Here is a 21,852-nt window from a genome sequence, read left to right on the forward strand (position 1 = left end):
GGGTGCTGCTTTTATCCCAGTTCCTGCTCGTAGGCGCGCAGCGTGTCGACGAACAGTTGCCGCTGCTCGGGCGTCAACGGCCCGAGCACTGCACGCCAGGCCCGCGCGCTGCCGCCGAGCCAGTCGTTGACCGACTTCTCGTGTGCCGCAGCGATACCAACGATGGTGCGGCGACGGTCGGCCTCGTCGGTGTGCCGCTCCAGCACGCCCTGACGGCTCAGGTCTCCGACCATCAGACTGACCGTGGTCGGCGCAACCTCGAGACGTGCCGCGAGATCATTCACCGTCATCGGTCCCTCGAAGACCAAATTCGCCAGCAGTGACAGGTGCCGCGGCGCGAGGGAGAACGATTGCAGCTCTTCGGGAACACGCATCTTCTTGGCCCGCCCCACCACCCGCGGCATGAGCAGCAGCAGGCTGCGGATGCCCTCTTCCACCGCGATGCCCGCAGGCTCCCGCTCATTGGTTGACACCGCCGACACCTCCAAGCGGCAAATAGTATTCCCTCGGGCAGGGTTGATGCCCGGTGGTCGGTGAAAGCGTGACAGCAAAGCAAAACCCCCGTCGATCATGATCGACGGGGGTTTTGGTGGCAGATGTAGGATTCGAACCTACGTAGGCTTGCGCCGACAGATTTACAGTCTGCTCCCATTGGCCGCTCGGGCAATCTGCCATTGCGCTTTTCGGCGCGCAGAGAGCTTACAACGAACCACGGCCCTGGATGCAAACCGGCTGGCCAACGGGCACGCGACGGGACTACGGTCGGGCTTGCGGGTAGAACTTACGATGATTGGGGAGCGCCCGGGTGTGGGTGAGCCCATCGGGTAGCCAGGAACAGGAGCGCAGTGTGGCCGATTCGTCTTTCGATGTCGTCAGCAAGGTCGACCGGCAGGAGGTCGACAACGCTTTGCATCAGGCAGAGAAGGAGCTGACCACCCGCTACGACTTCCGTGGCACCGGCGCGAGCATCGAATGGTCCGGTGAGGACAAGATCGTGCTGACCGCCGAGGCGGAGGAGCGGGCCAAGGCCGCGCTCGACGTGTTCAAGGAGAAGCTGATCCGCCGCGACATCTCGCTCAAGGCGTTCGACGCGGGCGAGCCGATCGCCTCGGGCAAGCTCTACAAGATCACCGGGACGCTGGTGCAGGGCATCGATACCGAACATGCGAAGAAGATCACCAAGAAAATCCGCGACGAGGGCCCGAAGGGCGTCAAGGCGCAGATTCAGGGCGAAGAGCTTCGGGTGAGCAGCAAGAAGCGCGACGACCTGCAAGTGGTCATCGCGTTGCTCAAGGGTGACGACTTCGGTATCGCGCTACAGTTCGTCAACTACCGCTAGCTGGTCGATTAGAAACCTTCCTGACCACGCGGTTTGGTAGTGCGGCCGGTGAGTGTGTAACCTCGTTCAAGACTTCGCCGCGCCGGGGTTGTGATCCAAGATCTTGGTGCGGATGTCGTCATGCCCCCTTAGCTCAGTCGGTAGAGCGTTTCCATGGTAAGGAAAAGGTCAACGGTTCGATTCCGTTAGGGGGCTCGCCGGATTGCCGGTGGTGACCGACTCGGCATCGCAATATTCTCCACTTGTGTGGGGCCGGGCGCGGCATCAGGCAATGCGACCCCGTGGCGGTGTAGCTCAGTCGGTAGAGCAAACGACTCATAATCGTTGTGTCGCCGGTTCAAGTCCGGCCATCGCTACCATCAAGATCAGACCATCTGGTTGACCCGAAAGAAGGAATATCGTGGCCGCGAAGTCCACCGATGTCCGGCCAAAGATCACCTTGGCCTGCGAGCAGTGCAAGCACCGCAACTACATCACCAAGAAGAACCGGCGTAATGACCCCGATCGGCTGGAACTGAAGAAGTTCTGCCCGAACTGCGGCACGCACCGGGCACACAAAGAGTCCCGCTAGTCCGTCACGCGTGCCGCTGCCGCGTGGATCGACTCCGGGAGATCGAGTCCCGGTTACTCGGACTGTGACAAATGCGAGGGCCGGACGTATGTCCGGCCCTGACGCATTTCACGGTGCCGAGTGCGGTGGTGCATGCTCCGCCGACTCCGACAGCGGGGTCAGATAGGTACAGTCCTCCCGTGACAATCAATACCGGTACAGACGAAGCGGTCGCAATGGATGAGACTTTCGATCCGGCAGCACACGCGGCGGCCATGGTCGGCCACCACTACCGTGTCGGCGACTACTACGAAGTCGGCCGCGAGAAGGTCCGCGAATACGCACGCGCCGTACAGGACTATCACCCGCTGCACTGGGAAGAGGATTCCGCGCAGGAGTATGGCTACGATGGCCTGCTCGCCCCGCTGACCTTCATCTCGCTCGTCGGCATCCTCGCGCAGCGCAAACTGTTCGAGGAGATCGTCACAGGCTATGACCTGAGCCAGATCATGCAGACCGACCAGATCCTGGAACTGCACCGGCCGATCAAAGTCGGCGACCGTCTGATCTGTGATGTCTATCTGCACTCGTTCCGGCAGGCGTTCGGTGGCGACATCATCGTCACCAAGAACATCGTCACCGATCAGAACGACGAGCTGGTGCTCACCACATACACCACCCTGATCGGGCGAAGTGGCGGCGACATCGACCCGAACCTGCAGGGTGCGGTGCGCAATGTGCTGATGCACGGCATCGGCGAGGACGCACCGACCCACCACCCGCGCACGCAGGCCGCCGACGCCCCCGCGCCCGCGCCGACGACCACGATTCCCGATGTCGCGCCGAGCAAGCGCGCGCTCGGCTTCGACCAGGTCTCTGTCGGCGACGAGCTGCCCTCGCGCACCGTCCGGCTGACCCGTGGCGACCTGGTGAACTACGCGGGCGTCTCCGGCGACGCGAACCCGATCCACTGGAGCGACGAGGTCGTCAAGCTCGTCGGGCTGGAGAACGTGGTCGCGCACGGCATGCTAACCATGGGCCTCGGTGGCGGTTTCGTTACCTCCTGGCTCGGCGATCCCGGCGCGGTCAAGGAGTACAACGTCCGCTTCACCAGCCCGGTCTACGTCGGCTCCGACCAGCCTGCCGAGGTCGAGTACACGGGTAAAGTGAAGTCGGTGGACCCGGAGACGCGGACCGCCGTCGTCGCCATTGTGGCGAAGTCGGTAGGGCGCAAGATCTTCGGTCGCGCGACCGCAACGGTGCAACTGGCCTGAGTACAGCCTGACCTGGTCGGCTGCCCCTGATTGGCAAATGGCGCTGACGGTGAAGTACACTCAGATTTCTGGGGTCACCAGCCGTTGCGCGCTGCTCTGTGGGGCTGGTTCCAGGCGATTCGGAGGAGCTTCCGAGGGATCGCCGACGGGGCCGGTAACTGCTGGAGCGGCGCGTGTGTTGTGTGACGCCAGAACCGCAAAACTGAATATCGAACAGTGGTTGGACAGTCGACATCGTCCAATCAAAGGGGCGTAGCTCAACTGGCAGAGCAGCGGTCTCCAAAACCGCAGGTTGCAGGTTCAAGTCCTGTCGCCCCTGCCCTGGATGTCAGCGACGAAAGGATGGACGTGAGCGACGAGCGTGACATTCGCCACGGCGCACATTCGGCCGACGATGGCGATGACTCAGCCGCAGTGAGTCGGCCGAGCGGCAAGCGGTCCGCCCGGCGCGGTCGCAATGCGTCGGATTCGGGCGGGGTTGCCACCATCGAGCGGCCGTCGCTGAGCAAAGCATCCAAGAAGACCGATCGGGCCGAGCGCAAGTCGGGTAATCCGTTCAAGCGCTTGATCAAGTTCCTCCGCGAAGTTGTCGCGGAACTGCGCAAGGTGATCTGGCCCAACCGGAAACAGATGATCACCTATACGAGCGTTGTTCTGGTGTTCGTGATTTTCATGGTCGCGTTCATCAGCGGAATGGATCTGGCGTTCATCAAGGGTGTCGACTGGCTGTTTGGCTAAGCTGAACGTCGCTGGTGACTGCTTGCGGGTCGCTCGAAACGATCAGCTGGCGACTGCTCGCAGATCGCTCGAAACGATAAGCCGGTAGCCGATCCCGTGGCGGACACGGGCGGAGTGATATTCCGTCACACGCCCGGCCCGGCACGCAAAGGATGTACGTGACGACACAGGAAGCGAGTTCCCCAGTGAGCACCCCGGAGAACGACACAACCGACGAGTTGGCGGTCGACGACGCGGTGGTCGAGGCCACCGACTCGGTCGAGGAATCCGCGACCGTCGAAGCGGCCGAAGAGGCTGTGGTCGACGAATCCGAGGCCGCTGATGACGAGCCCGCTACCGACGCCGCCCCCATCGATGCCGAGCCCGCCGATCCCGTCGCCGAGATGAAGGCCGCGCTGCGTCGCGCCCCTGGCGACTGGTACGTCATCCACTCCTACGCGGGTTACGAGAACAAGGTCAAGGCCAACCTCGAGACCCGTGTGCAGAACTTGGATCTGGAGGAGTACATCTTCCAGGTCGAGGTGCCGACCGAAGAGGTCACCGAGATCAAGAACGGCCAGCGCAAGCACGTCAACCGCAAGGTGCTGCCCGGCTACATCCTGGTCCGGATGGAACTCAACGACGAGTCGTGGGGCGCGGTGCGCAACACCCCCGGTGTCACCGGATTCGTCGGCGCGACCTCACGTCCCTCGCCGCTTTCCATCGACGACGTGGTGAAGTTCCTCGTCCCGGCCGCGCAGCAGCAGAAGAAGCCCGCTGCCGCGACCGCCGATGGCGGCGGAACCGACGTCGTCTCCAAGCCGACCATCGATGTCGACTTCGAGGTCGGCGAGTCGGTGACAGTGATGGACGGCCCGTTCGCGACGCTGCCCGCCAGCATTTCCGAGATCAACGCCGAGCAGCAGAAGCTCAAGGTGCTCGTGTCGATCTTCGGTCGCGAGACCCCGGTCGAGCTGGCGTTCACTCAGGTCGCGAAGATCTAAGACCCACCCCCAAAACTTGCAAAGAGCAAGGAAAACAGACACCTAGGAAAGAAAGATGCCCCCCAAGAAGAAGAAGCTCGCCGGGATCATCAAGCTTCAGATCCAGGCCGGCCAGGCGAACCCCGCCCCCCCGGTGGGCCCCGCGCTCGGTCAGCACGGCGTCAACATCATGGAGTTCTGCAAGGCGTACAACGCCGCGACCGAGTCGCAGCGTGGCAACGTCATTCCGGTCGAAATCTCGGTGTACGAGGACCGGTCGTTCGACTTCAAGCTGAAGACCCCGCCCGCTGCCCGGTTGCTGCTCAAGGCCGCCGGTATCCAGAAGGGTTCGGCCGAGCCGCACAAGACCAAGGTCGCGAAGATCACCATGGACCAGGTCCGTGAGATCGCAAAGACCAAGGCGGAAGATCTGAACGCTACCGATATCAATCAGGCGGCGAAGATCATCGCGGGAACCGCTCGCTCGATGGGTATCACCGTCGAGGGCTGAGCGCAGCGAAGCCCGCAGTGTGCACGGCAGGCTGATCATTCGCTCAGTGGGAGGGCCGGCCAGGCCCGATAACCACTTCTGACAGAACAAGGACAGAGAATCATGGCAAAACGAAGCAAGGCGTATCTCGCCGCGGCCGAGAAGGTCGATCGCGATAACCTGTACTCCCCGCTCGCCGCCGCGCGGCTGGCCAAGGAGACCGCCACCACCAAGACCGACGCGACCGTCGAGGTCGCCGTTCGTCTCGGTGTGGATCCCCGTAAGGCCGACCAGATGGTCCGCGGCACGGTCAACCTGCCGCACGGCACCGGTAAGACCGCCCGCGTCATCGTGTTCGCGGCAGGCGAGAAGGCCGCCGAGGCCGAAGCCGCCGGTGCGGACGCCGTTGGCGCCGAGGACCTGATCGAGCGGATCCAGGGCGGCTGGCTCGATTTCGACGCCGCGATCGCCACCCCGGATCAGATGGCGAAGGTCGGCCGGATCGCGCGTGTCCTCGGACCGCGTGGCCTGATGCCGAACCCGAAGACGGGCACGGTCACCAACGATGTGACCAAGGCCGTCAACGACATCAAGGGCGGCAAGATCAACTTCCGCGTCGACAAGCAGGCCAACCTGCACTTCGTCATCGGCAAGGCGTCCTTCGACGACGCCGCGCTGGTGGAGAACTACGGTGCCGCACTGGACGAGATCCTGCGCGCCAAGCCCTCGACCGCTAAGGGCCGCTACGTCAAGAAGGTGACGGTGTCGACGAACACCGGACCGGGCATCCCGGTGGACCCGAACCGCACCCGCAACCTCCTCGACGAGGACGCGTAGCGACTGCTTGCGGGTCGCTCGAAGCGGCCAGCGTAGCACCAGGAACGAAACCGCAACGGCGGGAACGCGATTCGCGTTCCCGCCGTTGCGGCTTTTCGGACTGAACCACGCCATTGGTAGCACCTTCTTGGGGCGACATCGGCCGCAATGGCACCTGGAATGTGATTCGGAACATAGTAATTCGGGGCGATATCGGTCCCGATTCGGCCGCCGAGACCCTCGTTTTGGCGGTTGGCGACCTGGCAGGTACTCTGGACGACAGTTATCGACCAGTTCGATTACTACCCAATCCGTTCTACCGAAGACCGTTGGTCGCCGTTCCCGTATGGGTTCGGTCGAAGGTCCGGCAGCAGCCGGCGGCCCACGCAGGGAGATCTGAGGCTGGGAATTGGTCCGAATTATTCGGGTCGATCCTCTATTACGCCCCGGAACGCTCTGCGTTCGGGGCGTTTGCTTTATCGCTGGCCCCTGGCACTCGGTAGTTCGCGTATACGAACCGACATCCAGAGAGGAGGCGAAGTATGGCAAAACCCGAGAAGGTCACTGCGGTCGAAGAGATCGCGGAGCAGTTCAAGAGCTCGACCGCCACCGTTATCACGGAATACCGTGGTCTTTCGGTCGGTAAGCTCACCGATCTGCGTCGCGCGCTCGGCGCGGGTGCCACGTACTCCGTCGCCAAGAACACCCTGGTCAAGCGTGCGGCCGCGGAAGCGGGCGTCGTTGGGCTTGACGACTTGTTCGTCGGACCGACCGCCATCGCCTTTATTCAGGGCGAGCCGGTCGACGCAGCGAAGGCCATCAAGACCTTCGCCAAGGACAACAAGGCGCTCATCATCAAGGGCGGGTACATGGACGGCGCCACGCTGTCCGTTGCCGAGGTCGAGAAGATCGCCGACCTCGAGTCCCGTGAGGTGCTGCTGGCCAAGCTGGCAGGCGCCATGAAGGGCAACCTGGCGAAGGCCGCCGGCCTGTTCAACGCTCCCGCATCGCAGGTGGCCCGTCTGGCCGCCGCGCTCGTGGAGAAGAAGCAGGCCGAAGCCGGTGGCGAAACCGCCACCGCTGAATAACTCGATGCCGGGCCTCGCCCGCATAGACAACATTTACCGAAAGGAACAACATCATGGCCAACGTTGATGAACTGCTCGAGACCTTCGGCAGCATGACCCTGCTCGAGCTGTCGGACTTCGTCAAGAAGTTCGAAGAGAAGTTCGAGGTCACCGCCGCTGCTCCCGTCGCCGTCGCCGCTGCCGGTGCCGCGCCGGTCGAGGTCGCCGAAGAGCAGGACGAGTTCGACGTCGTCCTCGAGGGTGCGGGCGACAAGAAGATCCAGGTCATCAAGGTGGTCCGTGAGATCGTCTCGGGCCTGGGCCTGAAGGAAGCCAAGGACCTGGTCGAGAGCGCCCCGAAGCCGATCCTGGAGAAGGTCGCCAAGGATGCCGCCGAGGCTGCCAAGGCGAAGCTGGAAGAGGCCGGCGCCAAGGTCTCCGTCAAGTAATTCGAGACCGGCTGGCACGAATGGTCGCGGAACGGGCGGTCCCCATCGGGGGCCGCCCGTTTGCGTCGTCTGGAGGCATACGACCGTAGTTCGAATGTGAAGAGCGTTTCGCGGGTTACTCTTCAGTCAGGTTGGGGTGTGCCGCGTCTCGCCCATGGGCTACAGTGACCGAACCCACTGTGACGCGACACATCACGACAGCCGAATTGCGTGGTACGCCGGTGGGCTGCTCGCTGAGAATTGTGGAGGTTGGCGTGGGCGTCGAGGTCAGGACCGAGGGTGTTACCAAGTCTTTTGGTTCCCAGCGAATTTGGCAGGATGTCTCACTGACACTGCCTTCGGGTGAGGTCAGCGCGCTGCTCGGCCCTTCGGGTACCGGTAAGTCCGTCTTTCTGAAGTCCCTGATCGGTCTGCTGCGCCCTGAGCGCGGCTCGATCTTTATCGGCGGCACCGATATCACCACGTGCTCCAATAAGGAGCTCTACGAGATCCGCAAGCTTTTCGGTGTGCTGTTCCAGGACGGCGCGCTGTTCGGCTCGATGAATCTCTACGACAACATCGCCTTCCCGTTGCGTGAGCACACCAAGAAGAGTGAATCCGACATCCGCAAGGTTGTCATGGAGAAGCTGGAGCTGACCGGTCTGCTCGGGGCCGAGAACAAGCTGCCCGGCGAGATCTCCGGCGGTATGCGCAAGCGTGCCGGTCTGGCCCGTGCCCTGGTGCTCGACCCACAGATCATCCTGGTCGACGAGCCGGACTCCGGCCTCGACCCGGTCCGCACCTCGTACCTGAGCCAGCTGCTGCTCAACATCAACGCGCAGATCGACGCGACGATCTTGATCGTCACACACAATATCAACCTCGCTCGCACCGTGCCGGACAACATCGGCATGCTGTTCCGCCGCCAGCTGGTCATGTTCGGCCCACGCGAGGTGCTGCTCACCAGTGACGAGCCGGTGGTCAAGCAGTTCCTCAACGGCCGCATGATCGGGCCGATCGGTATGAGTGAGGAAAAGGACGAGGCGCAGATGGCGCGCGAGCAGGCGCTCGCCGACGCCGGCCACCACCACGGCGGCGCCGAAGAGGTCGAAGGCATCATTCCGCAGATGAAGGCCGAGCCGGGTATGCCCGTGCGACAGGCCGTTTTCCGCCGCAAGGAACGGGTCCGCGAGATCATGCACACCCTGCCGCACCAGGCGCAAGTCGCGATTCGTGAGTCACTTGCGGAGAACGACGACACGCAAGTGATGGCCTATAACAACGGCGACCTGGCAGGTTACCAAGGCGGCGCGCACGACGCCACCGCGCGCCACAACACAACTAACGGGTAACATCTGCGATCGTGAACTCCACCCTGGCGCGATTGCGGACTCCATTGGAGTCAGGGTTTGCCCAGGCCGGCAACATCTTTGCGCTCTTCATCGACGTCATGCGCAAGACGTTCAAGCGGCCTTTTCAGCTGCGCGAATTCATCGAACAGTCGTGGTTTATCGCGAGTGTTTCGATTCTGCCGAGTGCGCTGGTGGCAATCCCCTTCGGCGCAGTCGTCGCGCTGCAAACCGGTTCGCTGATCAAACAGCTCGGTGCCGAATCCTTTACCGGCGCGACCAGCGTGCTCGCTACCGTGCAGCAGGCCGCACCGGTGGTGACCGCGTTGATCATCGCGGGAGCCGCCGGGTCGGCGGTAGCCGCCGACCTCGGCTCGCGCACCATCCGTGAGGAGATCGACGCGCTCGAGGTGCTCGGCGTCGATCCGGTGCACAAACTGGTCGTGCCGCGCGTGCTCGGCATGACCCTGGTCGCGCTGCTGCTCAACGGCCTCGTGTCGGTGGTCGGTATCGCCGGTGGCTACTTCTTCAACGTGCTGTTGCAAGGCGGCACGCCCGGCGCCTACCTGGCCTCGTTCTCCGCGCTCGCCCAGCTGCCCGACCTGTGGATCGGCGAGATCAAAGCACTCGTGTTCGGCCTGCTCGCCGGCGTGATCGCCTCGTACAAGGGTTTACACCCCAAGGGGGGCCCGAAAGGAGTCGGTGACGCGGTGAACCAATCCGTGGTGATCACGTTCCTGGTCTTGTTCTTCGTGAACTTGGTTCTGACCCTGGTGTACCTCCAGGTCGTCCCTGCCAAGGGCGCCTGACCCGTGGCTACTCCTTACCGCAACCCGGTGCTGGCCAAGACCGCCCGCCGGGCAGGCGAACTCGCCCGCATGCCACTCAATGTGGTCGATCGTGCCGGCGAGCAGATGTCGTTCTACTCGCGCACCATCGCCTGGATTCCGCGCACCGTCGTGCATTACCGCAAGGAGGTCATGCGGCTGCTCGCCGAGGTGACCTTCGGTAGCGGCGCGCTGGCGGTCATCGGCGGCACCATCGGCGTCATCGTGTTCATGTCCGGTTCGGTCGGCGTCGTTGTCGGCCTGCAGGGCTTCAAGGCGCTCGACTCGCTCGGCAGCTCGGTGCTGACCGGCTTCCTCACCGCCTATATCAATACCCGCGAGATTGCGCCGCTGGTCGCGGCTCTCGCGTTATCGGCAACGGTGGGGTGTGGTTTCACCGCCCAACTCGGCGCTATGCGAATTTCCGAGGAGATCGACGCGCTCGAGGTGATGGCGGTGCCCGGTGTGCCATTCCTGGTCACCACGCGCGTGATCGCCGGATTCCTCGCGGTCATTCCGCTCTACATCGTCGGACTGCTCGGCACATTCCTGGCATCCCGAATGATCAGTATCTGGTTCAACGGGCAATCCAGCGGTTCATATGACCACTATTTCAGTCTTTTCCTACCACCTGAGGACGTGTTGTATTCGTTCCTCAAGGTGCTGGTATTCGCGTTCGTGATCATCTTGGTGCACTGCTATTACGGCTTCCATGCCACCGGAGGACCCGCGGGTGTCGGCGTCGCGGTCGGCAGGGCGGTGCGCGCGGCGATCGTGCTCGTGAACGTGCTCGACTTCTTCCTGAGTCTGGCGATCTGGGGGACCACCACGACGGTGCGGGTGGCGGGATGACCCGCATCCGTGGTGAGCGAAGCGAGGCGCGGTCATGAGTTCAGTCCAGGCCTGGCGCGCTACCGAGAAGGTGCGCACACGGGTCCTCGGTATCGCTTTCTTCGTGATCTGCGCGCTGTTCCTCTGGACGACCGTCGCGATCTACAACAAGCAGTTCGTGAAGACCGTCGATGTCGATCTGATCACCGACAGCGTCGGCAATTCGCTCACCCGCAACGCGGACGTCAAGGTCCGTGGTGTCAATGTCGGTGAGGTTCGCTCCAGTGAGTCCGAGAACGGCAAGGTCACCCTCGCGCTCGCGCTGAATCCCGGCAAGGCCGAACAGATTCCGGTGAACGCCACAGCCCGGTTGCTGCCGAAAACGCTCTTCGGCGAGCGGTACGTGGATCTGGTGATCCCCGACGAACCGAGCGCCCAGCACTTGACCAATGGCGTGACACTGCATCAGGACACCAGCGGCAACGCGATCGAGATCAGCAAGCTGCTCGACGACCTGTTGCCCCTGCTGCAGGCGATTCCGCCGCAGGATCTCGCGGCTACTCTCGGCTCGCTCTCGCAGGCGCTGTCCGGTCAGGGGCTCGCGCTCGGCGAGACGGTCGACAAGCTGGACAACATCTTCCGCGAGGTCAACGTGGTGATGCCGGATCTGCAAGCCGATCTTGCGAGCTTCGCCGACGTGGCCGCCACCTACTCCGATGCCGCGCCGCAGCTCGTCGACGCTTTGAACAATCTGCGCACCACCAACGCGACCATCGTGCAGAAGCGTTCACAGATCGATACTTTGATGGCCTCGCTCACCCCGACCGCGGCCACCACCGCCGATTTCCTCATCGCCAACCACGACAACATCATCGATCTGGCCGCCGACTCCCGGCCCGCGATGGAGTTGCTGGCGACCTACTCGCCGACCTACGCGTGTGCGTTGGCGAACTTCGCGAAGATGAAGCCGCGCATCGACAAGATCTTCGGCAAGGGCACCGATCGGCCGGGCTCGCGGGTGACCATCGAACTGGTCAACACCCGCGGCAAATACCTGCCCAACCAGGACGAGCCGCGCTGGCTCGACACCAGGGGACCGTGGTGTGTTCCGGAGTACCCACTCGGTGTCGACCCGGGCCAGTACACGGGCGGTCCCGCGAACGAAGGCTCTTATCAGGTGCCCAGCCGCAACCCCGGCGATCAGCAGACCGGGTACTTGGAAACTCCGCAGTTCGGCGTCTACCCGGCCGCAAGCGCGCCGAGCACGGCGGGCTCGCCGATGGAGCAGCAGACCTTGGGCGCGATCTACGGTGCGGCGAACGATGTTCCGCCGGAACAAGTGCCCGGCTGGGTGACTCGGATCGGCGCGCCCGCATTCCGCGGAAGTGAGGTGAGCGTGCGATGAAACAGAAGCTGCGTGGCATGGGATCGCCGCTGACCAAGCTGATCATCTTCGTGCTCGTGACCCTCTTCGCGACCACCGTCCTCGGCCTTTCCATCGCGAACTACGGCGGCGGCGGCACCGAGTTCAAGGCCAGGTTCACCGATGTCACCTCGCTGAACAATGGCGACGAGGTGCGCATCGCGGGCGTGCGAGTCGGCAAGGTCACCAGTGTCTCGATCGTGGACAAGCGGCTGGCCGAGGTGAAATTCGAAGTGGCCGACCGCAATTGGCTGCCCGCCTCCACCACCGCGACCATTCGCTACCGAAACCTGGTCGGCCAGCGCTATATCGCGTTGGAGCAGGGCGCCGGCGAACAGGGCCGCAAGCTCAACAAGGGCGCGACGATTCCGCTGGAAAATACGCGGCCCGCATTGAACCTGACCACGCTGTTCAACGGCTTCCGTCCGCTGTTCCACACGCTCACCGCCGACGACGTGAACAAGCTGTCCTTCGAGATCATCCAGGTCTTCCAGGGCGAGCAGGGCACCATCAAAGACCTGGTGACCAGCACCGCGAGCCTGACGAACAAGATCGCGGACAAAGACGCGGTCATCGGTGAACTCGTGAAGAGCCTGACCGCCGTGCTCGAGACCATCAATCAGCGCGAGGACAACTTCGACCAGCTGATCGTCAATACCGAGGCCCTGGTAAGTGGTCTTGCCGCCGAGCGCGACACGATCGGCCGTTCGGTGAGCTCGCTGGGCAAACTGGCCTCGGCGACCTCGGATCTGCTTGTCCCGACCCGTCCTTCGCTGCAAGGTTCGATCGCCGGGCTCAACCAGCTCACCGGCACTATCAACGAGCGCAAGGACGACGTGAACGAGGTTCTGCACAACCTCCCGATCAAGATGGAAAAGCTCGGCCGCGTCGGCAGTTACGGCTCGTGGTTCCAGTTCTATCTGTGCGGTATCGACCTCGTCGTCGGACCGGGCGTAGCGGATGGGCCGCAGCTCAACCTCCCGGCCGGGATGCCGACGATCAACCAGCCGCTCTACACCAACGCCGCACCGCGCTGCAGCGGGAAGGGGCGCTAGATGGACGACCGGATGCTGCTCGGCAAGCGCAGCCCTGCCTTCATCGGTGTGCTCGGCATCGCCATGGTGCTACTGGTGGCGATCTCCGCCTTCTTCCTCGACCGGTTGCCGATCATCGGCGCGGGCACCAAGTACACCGCGGAGTTCACCGAAGCGGCTGGCATCAAGAAGGGCAACGAGGTTCGCATCGCGGGCGTCAAGGTCGGTGCGGTGTCGGATGTCCGCCTCGACGGTGACCGGGTGCTCATCGACTTCCGCACCAAGGACGCGTGGATCGGCAACGAAACCACCGCGTCCATTCAGATCAAGACCGTGCTCGGTCAGAAGTATCTGGCGCTGGATCCGAAGGGCTCCGAGCCCGCGAATCCGAGTCAGCGAATCCCGTTGTCGCGCACGCTTTCCCCGTATGACGTTGTCGACGCGTTCAGTGACGCGGCGAAGAACATCGACGAGATCGACACCGCGCAGCTGGCCACCAGCATGCGGGTGCTCTCGGAAGCCTTCGCGACGACGCCGCCGGAGATCCGCGGCTCCATCGACGGCGTCGCAAGGCTCTCGGAGACCCTCGGCAAGCGCGACGAGGAACTGAAGCGGATGTTCGCCGCGACCAGGCAGACCACCAAGGTGCTCGCGGATCGCAATGCCGAGTTCGAGCGGCTGCTCGCCTCGGGCGGGCAGCTGTTCACCGAGCTCAATGTTCGTCAGCAGGCGATCTCGCAGCTGCTCACCGGCGCCAAGACGGTGGCGGCCGAGCTGAGCGCCCTCGTGCACGACAACGAGGCGCAGATCGGCCCGGCCTTGACCAATCTGAAGGCTTCCATCAACCTGCTCAACGCCAACCAGCAGAACATCTCCAAGACGCTGGAGCTCGCGGCGCCGTTCTACGGCCTCTACGCCAATGTGCTCGGCACAGGCCGTTGGTTCGACGCGGTGATCGTCAATCTGATTCCGCCGGCGCTGCCGGAGATTCCCGGCGATCGACCGCCGGTGCGCTCCCTCGGCCCTCTGGAAGGTAACTGACATGGCGACGAGCTGGCGCAATGAACCAGTGACCGCGCTGCGGTCCTCAGGCCGAGGCACCAAGATCCTGATCGCGTTGGTCGCGGTGGCCGCGGTGCTGGTCGCGGGGGTGCTGTGGTGGTTGTTCGACCGCGCGACCACCACCAAGATCACCGCGTATTTCGATCGTTCCGTCGGCATCTACGAGGGTTCCGACGTGCGGATCCTCGGCGTGCCCGTCGGTGCGGTCGACTCGGTCGAGCCGATGGGCGAGCAGGTCAAGGTCGTCATGAGTGTCGACCGCAAATATGACGTCCCCGCCGAGGCCAAGGCCGCGCAGATCACGCCGTCGGTGGTGTCGGATCGCTTCATCCAGCTGACGCCGGTGTACACCGGCGGGCCGAAGATGGGACGCACCGCGACCATCCCGCGCGAGCGCACGGTCACCCCGGTGGAGGTCGACCAGCTCTACAAGAGCATCACCGAGCTGTCGGACGCGTTGGGCCCCAACGGCGCCAACGCCGAGGGCGCGGTGAACGAGCTGGTGCGCACGTCCGCGGCGAACCTGGCGGGCAACGGTGAAGCGCTGGCCAACAGCATCACGCAGCTCTCGCATGCGGCGCGATACCTGTCCGACGCGCGCGGTGACATTTTCGACACCGTGAAGAATTTGCAGAGCTTCGTCACCATGCTGACCCAGAACGATTCGCAGGTGCGCCAATTCAACACGCAGCTCGCGGATCTGTCCGGCTTCCTGGCAAGCGAACGGCAGAATCTCGGTGAGGCGTTGAACCTGCTGTCGATCGGCCTCGGCGATGTCGCCCGGTTCGTCGACGACAACCGCGACCTGATCGCCGACAACGCGCAGGCACTCACGGAACTGACCAAGACCCTCGCCGATAAACGCGACGATCTGGCCGCCGCGCTTCCGGTGCTGCCGCTGGCGCTGAGCAATCTGATCAACGTGCACAACGGCGAGTCGGGCACCCTCGACATGCGCGCCAACTTCACCGATCTGCAGGACCCGTTCGGCGTCGTCTGCAAGATGCTCGACCTGAGCAAGCTGATGCCGGGCGATCCGAAATTCGAGGCGATCGGCAAGCAGATGCGTCCGCTGCTCGACCGCTGCAAGGAGATCACCGACCAGATCACCGCCGGTGTGAAGACGCCGACGCTGATCCTGCCGTTCGGCATCCTCAGCGGTGAGAACGAGCAGCGTGACCCGGTACCCGGAACCGTGCCGGGAACTCCTTCCAACCAGCTTCCGCCGTCGCAGGGAGGTGGCCGATGATCGGTCACAACAGGATTCGTCGTGGCGTCGCGACCGTCGCACTGAGCGCTGTCGGCCTGCTGGTCGCCTCGTGCGCCTCCGATGGCATCTACAGCGTTCCGCTGCCGGGTGGCGCCGATGTCGGCAAGCATCCGATGCACATCGACATCCAGTTCGACGATGTACTCGACCTGGTGCCACAGTCCGCGGTGAAGCTCGAAGGTGTGCCGGTCGGCCGGGTGGAGGAGATCGCCCTCGGCAAGGACCAGTGGACCGCGAGTGTGCGGACGGTGGTGAACTCCTCGGTCGAGCTGCCCGCCAACGCGAAGGCCGAGGTGAAGCAGACCAACCTGCTCGGTGAGAAGTTCATCGAACTGACAAGGCCAACCGCGGGCGCGGACCCGGCGAAGCTGGCCGACGGTTCGGTGATCCCGGTCGCCAACACCAGGCACGCCACCGAAATCGAGCAGGTGCTCGGCGCGATGTCGTTGCTGCTCAACGGTGGTGGCGTCGCACAGTTGCAGCCGATCGTCACCGAGCTGAACCGGACGCTCGGCGGCCGCGAGGACAAGGTGCGTTCGCTGCTCGAGCAGGCGAATACCCTCATCGCGGGGCTGGATGAGCAGGTCGGCAATATCACGAGGGCCATCGATGGTCTCGCGACGTTGAGCGGCAGGGTGGCTACCCAGACCGATCAGATCGGCAAGATTCTCGACGAGCTGCCCAAGGGCATCAAGATCCTCAATGAGCAACGCCCGCAGCTGATTTCGATGCTGGCCCAGCTCGATCGGGTCGGTCAGGCCGGTTTCGAGGTGCTCGACCGCTCCAATCAGGACCTGATCACCGATCTGCGTGCGCTGCGCCCGACGCTGCAGGAACTCGGCCGCGCGGCGCCGGATCTGATCACCGCGCTGCCGCTTGTTCCTACCTATCCCTTCCCGGACTCGACACTGGAAAGCACCTTCGGTGGCCAGGTGAACACCTGGCTTTCGGTGGACCAGCAGATCGGCGTGACGCTGAGCAATCTCGGTGTCGGCAAGGGTGATCCGGTATATATCCCGCCGAAAACCGGCCCGACGCCGGTGATCAACCCGACCAACCCGTACTACAACGGCAACGGTCCGCGACCGGGCTGGCCGACGGTATCGATCCTGCCGCTGCCGCCGAATATGGCTTTCGCGCCCGCGAACAGCGTTGTGCCGCCGACCGATCCGCTCGGTGCGATTCTCGACCAACTCGGTGTGGAAGGTCCTCGGCGATGACCCGCCTTGTCCGTAATCAGCTGATCGTCTTCGTTGTGCTCGCGGTGGCGGGCCTTGTACTGGTCAGCGCCAAGTACATCCGCCTCGACAACATGTTCGGCTTCGGTCTGTACACGGTGAAGGTCGAGGCGGCGCAGACCGGCGGCATCTACAAGGGCGCCGAGGTGACCTATCGCGGTGTTCCGGTCGGCAGGGTCGGCGATCTGGAGCTCTCCGACAAGGGCGTGGTGATGAACCTCGTCATCGACTCGAGCTCGCCGGACATCCCGGCCGCGGCCAAGGCCGTCGTCGCCAACCGCTCCGCCATCGGCGAGCAGTACCTGGATTTGCAGCCCGATTCCGATCGAGGCCCCTTCCTGCGCGACGGTTCGGTGATCACCTCGGCGACTACGCCGGTGTCGGTCCAGGAATTGATCGGCAGCGTGGACACCTTCACCAGCTCGGTCGACCTCGCGGCGCTGAACACCACCGTTACCGAGCTCGGCAAGGCTTTCAACGGCAAGGGTGACGATCTCCAGGTCTTCGTCGATTCGCTGAACAAGTTCACCACCACGTTCAGCGAGACGCTGCCGCAGACGATCAAGCTGATCAAGGACGGCCGCATCGCGCTCGGCACCCAGGCCGAGCAATCCGGCGCCATCCGCGAATTCAGCAATGGCCTCGACCTTCTGACCGCTCAGCTGCGTTCCAGCGACCCGGACCTGCGCAGGCTGATCGGGACGGGAACCGACGCGAGCGACCAGATCGGGGCACTGCTCAACGAGAGCGGCCCGGCGCTGACCGCGGATCTGGCGAACCTGCGCCAGCTGCTGCAAGCCATCTCGCCCAAGTTCTACGCGCTGCGGCCGCTGCTGATCATGCTGCCGTCGCTGTCGATCGGCGCATCCTCGACCGCGCCCGGCGACAAAACAAGCCATTTCGGCCTCGTGCTCGAAGCCAACAACCCGCCCGCGTGTACGCAGGGCTACGAGGGGACCCAGCGGATACTCGAGCAGATGAAGCGGGAAAACCCGGATTTCGACGACACGCGCGACGAGTTCCCGTTCAACCGGGACGCGAAATGCACTGTGCCGTTTGGTAATCCGACCGCCGTGCGAGGTGGCGAGCGGGCCGACCTCGCCGATCCGAGCATTGTGCAGCCGTGGGATTCCAACCCGAAGACCGATCCGGAAAAACTGAACCTGAACCCGATCGCCGTACAGATGGCCACCCTGCTGGGGGTTACCCCGAAGCGGTGACCACGACCGCCGCGGCGATGCCGTAATAAAAGACCGACGTTAGGCGTACCTCCGCCTTCGCTCCGGCCATGCGCGGTTGGCGACGGACTCCGTCCGACTGATTACATTAGGGTGTGCACTCGTGACCCCCGATCTTTCCAAGGAACAGCCAGAACCTGCCGAGCCCGATTCCACGGAATCCGACCCCGCGGTGGCCGTCCCTACGGAGGCTGCCGCCGAGTCGCCGACCGCTGATCCAACGAAGTCGGAGCAGGCTGTGAGTGCGTCCGATTCGGTGCCCGTCGATGCTGTCGATGACAGCCCGGGTGGACGGCCCCCGCTCGTAGTCACCGCGGTGGCCGCCGTCGCGCTCGTCATCGCGCTGGCCGCGGCGGCCTGGTTCGGCGCTGGCTGGGTGCGCGCCGCGTACTTCACCGACGGTCCGCGCACCGAGGCGCGTGATTCCGCGCTGACCGATGCCAGGCAAGCCGCGATCAACCTGATGTCGATCAATCCGGACGATGTGGACGGCTCGATCAAGATGATCCAGTCGTCGATGACCGGGCAATTGCTCGACGAGGCGACCAAGGGGCAGGAACAGCTACGGACAACGGCATCGGAGTCGAAGACCAAGCTGGATTCCAAGGTGCTCGGCGCCGCGCTGACCTCGTTGAACTCCGAGCGCGACCGGGCATCGGCGTTGGTTGTGCTGCAGGTGACGCGCAGCGTGCCCGATGTCGCACCGGTCAGCTTCCGGCAGTCGTGGACGCTGAACATGATCAAGGACGGCGACGTCTGGAAGGCGGAGAACGCGGAGTCGCTCGGGCAGCCGGTGCCGCTGGACGCACCGAACCCGGCCGGTGCCCCCGGCGCGCCGCAAGCGCCCGGTGCCCCCGCACCCGCGCCCCCGACCAAGCCCGGCTCGTAGGAGGACCGATTCATGGCATCCAAACGACCCGTCAACCGGGTCACACCCAGGAATCGCGCCGCAACCGACCGCGCGGTGTCCAGCGCGGGAGGCCGCAACCGGCGCCCCGCCACCGAGCAGGTCGCGCCGAGCCGTCGACCGACCGGCAAGATTCGCGCCGCCGACGAGCCGCGTACGGGTGGACGCTCCAGGGCGTCGAGCAATGCGGAGGCGGTCGAAAACGGGACGCCACCGCAGCGCGAAACAGGGTCGAGGCCCCCTCGTCTGCCACTGCGGCGCGCTGATACCGGCTGGTGGGTGGTCGTCGCGTGCAGCGCCGCGACGGTGCTGCTCGCCGGTTTCGCGGTGCTCGCGGCATTCCGGCCAGGCATCGACGATTCGAACCAGGCCTATGTGCAGACCAAGGCCACCGAGGAAGTGAGCGCGGCGGGGGAGCATGCGTTGCGCACCGTGTTCGCCTACGACGTGACGAAGCTGGACGGCTACAAGGACTCGGTGCACGGGGTCGTCACCGGGCAGATGCTCGCCGACTTCGACAAGTTCGCCGACACCAATATCGCAGCCATAAAACAGGCCCAGACCAGCGCCGATGTCGAAGCGAAGCCAATCGGAGTGACCTTGCTCACCGACGATAAGGCCGAGCTGCTCGTCAATATGGTCGTCAGCGCGAACAAGGACGGTGTGGCGCAGGAAAGCGCGTCGGGTCCGATCGTGCTTCGCATGCAGAAAAAGGACGGTCGCTGGCTGGCCAGCGACATCGTCGATCGCAATTGAGCTGCTCGACCAGGTGATCTTCCAGCGCGGCAGGCGATCTCGGTACCTGCTCGCTCGGTGCTGCCACTTGACGAGTTTCGCCCGACCCGTCACGCTATTCACAACAGCGGCAGCTGTCACAGTGGCTCCAAGCGCCCCGTGGCTCCCGGACGCAGCCAGCGATTCGGACACGGCGCGCCCGCCATTTTGTTCACGGCGCGCCGCCACGCGGAGGCTTGCTCGGGTGGTACTTTGACACCTCGCTGTACATAGGTGTAGGTTTGGACGTTGCGCTGGCTGCCTCCTGTCCATACCTCGATTCGCACACGTAAGTTCCACCCTTCCGGTGTTACTTCCGCTGTTGCCTGTTCGGGTTTCGTTCGGGTTGTAACCAGCGGAATTCGTAGCAGACAAGCGACGGTCGCGGACCACCACGCGACGCGCGTGAGGTGCTGGAAGGACGCATCTTGGCAGTCTCCACCCAGACCAAGGCAGTTGCCGGAATCCCCGGAGCCCCATTGAGGGTGTCTTTCGCGAAGATCCGTGAGCCCTTGGAGGTGCCCGGACTTCTCGATCTACAGACGGACTCATTTGCATGGTTGATCGGATCGCCTTCATGGCGTGAAAAAGCCGCGCTCCGCGGCGACGGCGGGCTAACGGGCGGACTCGAGGAGGTGCTCGAGGAGCTCTCGCCGATCGAGGACTTCTCCGGCTCGATGTCCCTCTCCTTCTCTGACCCGCGCTTCGAAGAGGTCAAGGCCTCTATCGATGAGTGCAAAGACAAGGACATGACATACGCGGCGCCGCTGTTCGTCACCGCTGAGTTCATCAATAACAACACTGGTGAAATCAAGAGCCAGACGGTCTTCATGGGTGATTTCCCGATGATGACCGACAAGGGCACATTCATCATCAACGGCACCGAGCGCGTCGTCGTTTCGCAGTTGGTGCGTTCGCCGGGTGTCTACTTCGACAACAGCGTCGACAAGAGCACGGAAAAGGACCTGCACAGCGTGCGCGTCATTCCGTCGCGCGGCGCGTGGTTGGAGTTCGACGTCGACAAGCGCGACACCGTCGGTGTCCGTATCGACCGCAAGCGTCGGCAGCCGGTCACCGTGCTGCTGAAGGCGCTCGGTTGGTCGACCGAGGAGATCGCTGAGCGTTTCGGTTTCTCCGAGATCATGATGTCGACCCTGGAGAAGGACAACACCGCCGGTCAAGACGAGGCGCTGCTGGACATCTACCGCAAGTTGCGTCCGGGCGAGCCGCCGACCAAGGAGTCCGCGCAGACTCTGCTGGAGAACCTGTTCTTCAAGGAGAAGCGCTACGACCTGGCGCGCGTCGGTCGCTACAAGATCAACAAGAAGCTGGGTATCCACCTCGGCGAGCCGATCACCGCATCGGTACTCACCAAGGAAGACATCGTTACCACGATCGAATACCTGGTGCGTTTGCACGCGGGTGATCGGAACATGACGGCCCCCGGCGGCGCCGAGGTACCCGTCGAGGTCGACGACATCGACCACTTCGGTAACCGTCGCCTTCGCACCGTCGGCGAGCTGATCCAGAACCAGATCCGGGTCGGTCTCTCCCGGATGGAGCGTGTCGTTCGCGAGCGGATGACGACTCAGGACGTCGAGGCGATCACGCCGCAGACCCTGATCAACATCCGCCCCGTGGTCGCCGCGATCAAGGAGTTCTTCGGAACATCCCAGCTGTCGCAGTTCATGGACCAGAACAACCCGTTGTCGGGTCTGACCCACAAGCGCCGTCTTTCGGCACTTGGCCCCGGTGGTCTTTCCCGTGAGCGTGCCGGTCTCGAGGTCCGTGACGTCCACGCCTCGCACTACGGCCGCATGTGCCCGATCGAGACACCGGAAGGCCCGAACATCGGCCTGATCGGTTCGCTGTCGGTGTACGCGCGGGTCAATCCGTTCGGCTTCATCGAGACCCCGTACCGCAAGGTGGTCGACGGCAAGGTCACCGATGACGTCAAGTACCTGACCGCCGACGAGGAAGACCGGCACATTCGTGCGCAGGCCAACTCGCCGGTCGACGCGGACGGGCGCTTCCTCGAAGACAAGGTCCTGGTCCGTCGTCTCGGTGAAGAGGTCGAGTTCGTCTCGGCGGCCGAGGTCGACTATATGGATGTGTCGCCGCGTCAGATGGTGTCGGTCGCGACCGCGATGATCCCGTTCCTCGAGCACGATGACGCCAACCGTGCCCTGATGGGTGCGAACATGCAGCGTCAGGCCGTGCCGCTGATCCGTTCCG

General features: G+C 63.8%; 21 protein-coding genes, 4 tRNA genes and 1 pseudogene. 24 read left to right on the top strand and 2 right to left on the bottom strand.

The annotated features are described in order from the left end of the window. Positions 1 to 11 precede the first annotated feature (11 nt). Together ACLMAJ_RS34350 and ACLMAJ_RS34355 are read right to left on the bottom strand one after the other, a co-directional pair. Complete coding sequence (locus ACLMAJ_RS34350; protein ID WP_412018049.1) at positions 12 to 473, bottom strand: MarR family winged helix-turn-helix transcriptional regulator; 462 nt, start codon at positions 471 to 473, stop codon at positions 12 to 14. Between the two features lie 114 nt (positions 474 to 587). Beyond that, positions 588 to 673: transfer RNA gene (locus ACLMAJ_RS34355), tRNA-Tyr, on the bottom strand. 174 nt (positions 674 to 847) lie between these two features. On the opposite strand from ACLMAJ_RS34355, the gene ACLMAJ_RS34360 reads away from it, so the two are divergent. From ACLMAJ_RS34360 to ACLMAJ_RS34475, 24 genes and pseudogenes are all read left to right on the top strand, one after another. Next, a complete protein-coding gene (locus ACLMAJ_RS34360) occupies positions 848 to 1,339 on the top strand; it encodes a YajQ family cyclic di-GMP-binding protein (RefSeq protein WP_412018050.1) in 492 nt (163 codons plus the stop codon). A gap of 122 nt (positions 1,340 to 1,461) precedes the next feature. Beyond that, positions 1,462 to 1,534, top strand: a tRNA-Thr gene (locus ACLMAJ_RS34365). A gap of 88 nt (positions 1,535 to 1,622) precedes the next feature. Then, a tRNA-Met gene (locus tag ACLMAJ_RS34370) sits at positions 1,623 to 1,698 on the top strand. Positions 1,699 to 1,739: 41 nt separating this feature from the next. Then, complete coding sequence (rpmG, locus tag ACLMAJ_RS34375; RefSeq protein WP_378686333.1) at positions 1,740 to 1,910, top strand: 50S ribosomal protein L33; 171 nt, start codon at positions 1,740 to 1,742, stop codon at positions 1,908 to 1,910. A 185-nt stretch (positions 1,911 to 2,095) separates the two neighbouring features. Further along, positions 2,096 to 3,163, top strand: a complete 1,068-nt coding sequence (locus ACLMAJ_RS34380; RefSeq protein ID WP_412018078.1) for a fused (3R)-hydroxyacyl-ACP dehydratase subunits HadA/HadB — start codon at positions 2,096 to 2,098, stop codon at positions 3,161 to 3,163. Positions 3,164 to 3,409: 246 nt separating this feature from the next. Further along, a tRNA-Trp gene (locus ACLMAJ_RS34385) sits at positions 3,410 to 3,482 on the top strand. A gap of 29 nt (positions 3,483 to 3,511) precedes the next feature. After that, complete coding sequence (secE, locus tag ACLMAJ_RS34390; RefSeq protein ID WP_412018051.1) at positions 3,512 to 3,901, top strand: preprotein translocase subunit SecE; 390 nt, start codon at positions 3,512 to 3,514, stop codon at positions 3,899 to 3,901. Between the two features lie 185 nt (positions 3,902 to 4,086). Next, positions 4,087 to 4,884, top strand: a complete 798-nt coding sequence (gene nusG / locus ACLMAJ_RS34395) for a transcription termination/antitermination protein NusG (RefSeq protein WP_412018079.1) — start codon at positions 4,087 to 4,089, stop codon at positions 4,882 to 4,884. Positions 4,885 to 4,939: 55 nt separating this feature from the next. Beyond that, on the top strand, positions 4,940 to 5,374 hold the full coding sequence (gene rplK / locus ACLMAJ_RS34400) for a 50S ribosomal protein L11 (RefSeq protein WP_412018052.1): 435 nt from the start codon (positions 4,940 to 4,942) through the stop codon (positions 5,372 to 5,374). Positions 5,375 to 5,476: 102 nt separating this feature from the next. Beyond that, complete coding sequence (gene rplA / locus ACLMAJ_RS34405; protein WP_412018053.1) at positions 5,477 to 6,190, top strand: 50S ribosomal protein L1; 714 nt, start codon at positions 5,477 to 5,479, stop codon at positions 6,188 to 6,190. Between the two features lie 521 nt (positions 6,191 to 6,711). Continuing rightward, positions 6,712 to 7,257 carry a 50S ribosomal protein L10 gene (rplJ, locus tag ACLMAJ_RS34410; protein ID WP_412018054.1) on the top strand — a complete coding sequence of 182 codons (546 nt, stop codon included), beginning with the start codon at positions 6,712 to 6,714 and terminating at the stop codon, positions 7,255 to 7,257. A gap of 53 nt (positions 7,258 to 7,310) precedes the next feature. Beyond that, on the top strand, positions 7,311 to 7,685 hold the full coding sequence (gene rplL, locus ACLMAJ_RS34415; RefSeq protein ID WP_412018055.1) for a 50S ribosomal protein L7/L12: 375 nt from the start codon (positions 7,311 to 7,313) through the stop codon (positions 7,683 to 7,685). Positions 7,686 to 7,939: 254 nt separating this feature from the next. Further along, positions 7,940 to 9,016 carry an ABC transporter ATP-binding protein gene (locus ACLMAJ_RS34420; RefSeq protein WP_412018056.1) on the top strand — a complete coding sequence of 359 codons (1,077 nt, stop codon included), beginning with the start codon at positions 7,940 to 7,942 and terminating at the stop codon, positions 9,014 to 9,016. Between the two features lie 98 nt (positions 9,017 to 9,114). Beyond that, positions 9,115 to 9,822 carry an MlaE family ABC transporter permease gene (locus tag ACLMAJ_RS34425; protein ID WP_412018080.1) on the top strand — a complete coding sequence of 236 codons (708 nt, stop codon included), beginning with the start codon at positions 9,115 to 9,117 and terminating at the stop codon, positions 9,820 to 9,822. A 69-nt stretch (positions 9,823 to 9,891) separates the two neighbouring features. Continuing rightward, positions 9,892 to 10,692 carry an MlaE family ABC transporter permease gene (locus ACLMAJ_RS34430; protein ID WP_412018081.1) on the top strand — a complete coding sequence of 267 codons (801 nt, stop codon included), beginning with the start codon at positions 9,892 to 9,894 and terminating at the stop codon, positions 10,690 to 10,692. Positions 10,693 to 10,726: 34 nt separating this feature from the next. Further along, on the top strand, positions 10,727 to 12,076 hold the full coding sequence (locus ACLMAJ_RS34435) for an MCE family protein (RefSeq protein WP_412018057.1): 1,350 nt from the start codon (positions 10,727 to 10,729) through the stop codon (positions 12,074 to 12,076). After that, positions 12,073 to 13,149 (top strand): MCE family protein, encoded by a 1,077-nt coding sequence (locus tag ACLMAJ_RS34440; RefSeq protein WP_412018058.1) that lies wholly within the window; start codon positions 12,073 to 12,075, stop codon positions 13,147 to 13,149. Before ACLMAJ_RS34435 ends, ACLMAJ_RS34440 begins: the two co-directional genes overlap by 4 nt. Then, positions 13,150 to 14,169 carry an MCE family protein gene (locus ACLMAJ_RS34445; RefSeq protein WP_412018059.1) on the top strand — a complete coding sequence of 340 codons (1,020 nt, stop codon included), beginning with the start codon at positions 13,150 to 13,152 and terminating at the stop codon, positions 14,167 to 14,169. A gap of 1 nt (position 14,170) precedes the next feature. Beyond that, on the top strand, positions 14,171 to 15,439 hold the full coding sequence (locus tag ACLMAJ_RS34450; protein ID WP_412018060.1) for an MCE family protein: 1,269 nt from the start codon (positions 14,171 to 14,173) through the stop codon (positions 15,437 to 15,439). Then, positions 15,436 to 16,680 carry an MCE family protein gene (locus tag ACLMAJ_RS34455; protein WP_412018061.1) on the top strand — a complete coding sequence of 415 codons (1,245 nt, stop codon included), beginning with the start codon at positions 15,436 to 15,438 and terminating at the stop codon, positions 16,678 to 16,680. The genes ACLMAJ_RS34450 and ACLMAJ_RS34455 overlap by 4 nt, the downstream gene beginning before the upstream one ends. After that, complete coding sequence (locus tag ACLMAJ_RS34460) at positions 16,677 to 17,918, top strand: MCE family protein (protein ID WP_412018062.1); 1,242 nt, start codon at positions 16,677 to 16,679, stop codon at positions 17,916 to 17,918. Before ACLMAJ_RS34455 ends, ACLMAJ_RS34460 begins: the two co-directional genes overlap by 4 nt. Positions 17,919 to 18,039: 121 nt before the next feature. Continuing rightward, positions 18,040 to 18,825, top strand: coding sequence for a hypothetical protein (locus ACLMAJ_RS34465; RefSeq protein ID WP_412018063.1), 786 nt, complete (start codon positions 18,040 to 18,042; stop codon positions 18,823 to 18,825). A 12-nt stretch (positions 18,826 to 18,837) separates the two neighbouring features. Then, positions 18,838 to 19,599 carry a hypothetical protein gene (locus tag ACLMAJ_RS34470; protein WP_412018064.1) on the top strand — a complete coding sequence of 254 codons (762 nt, stop codon included), beginning with the start codon at positions 18,838 to 18,840 and terminating at the stop codon, positions 19,597 to 19,599. A gap of 428 nt (positions 19,600 to 20,027) precedes the next feature. Continuing rightward, a pseudogene (locus ACLMAJ_RS34475) lies at positions 20,028 to 21,852 on the top strand (DNA-directed RNA polymerase subunit beta); the annotation flags it as partial.

The sequence above is a fragment of the Nocardia arseniciresistens genome, from assembly GCF_046764875.1.
In the GTDB taxonomy this organism is placed as follows: domain Bacteria; phylum Actinomycetota; class Actinomycetes; order Mycobacteriales; family Mycobacteriaceae; genus Nocardia; species Nocardia arseniciresistens.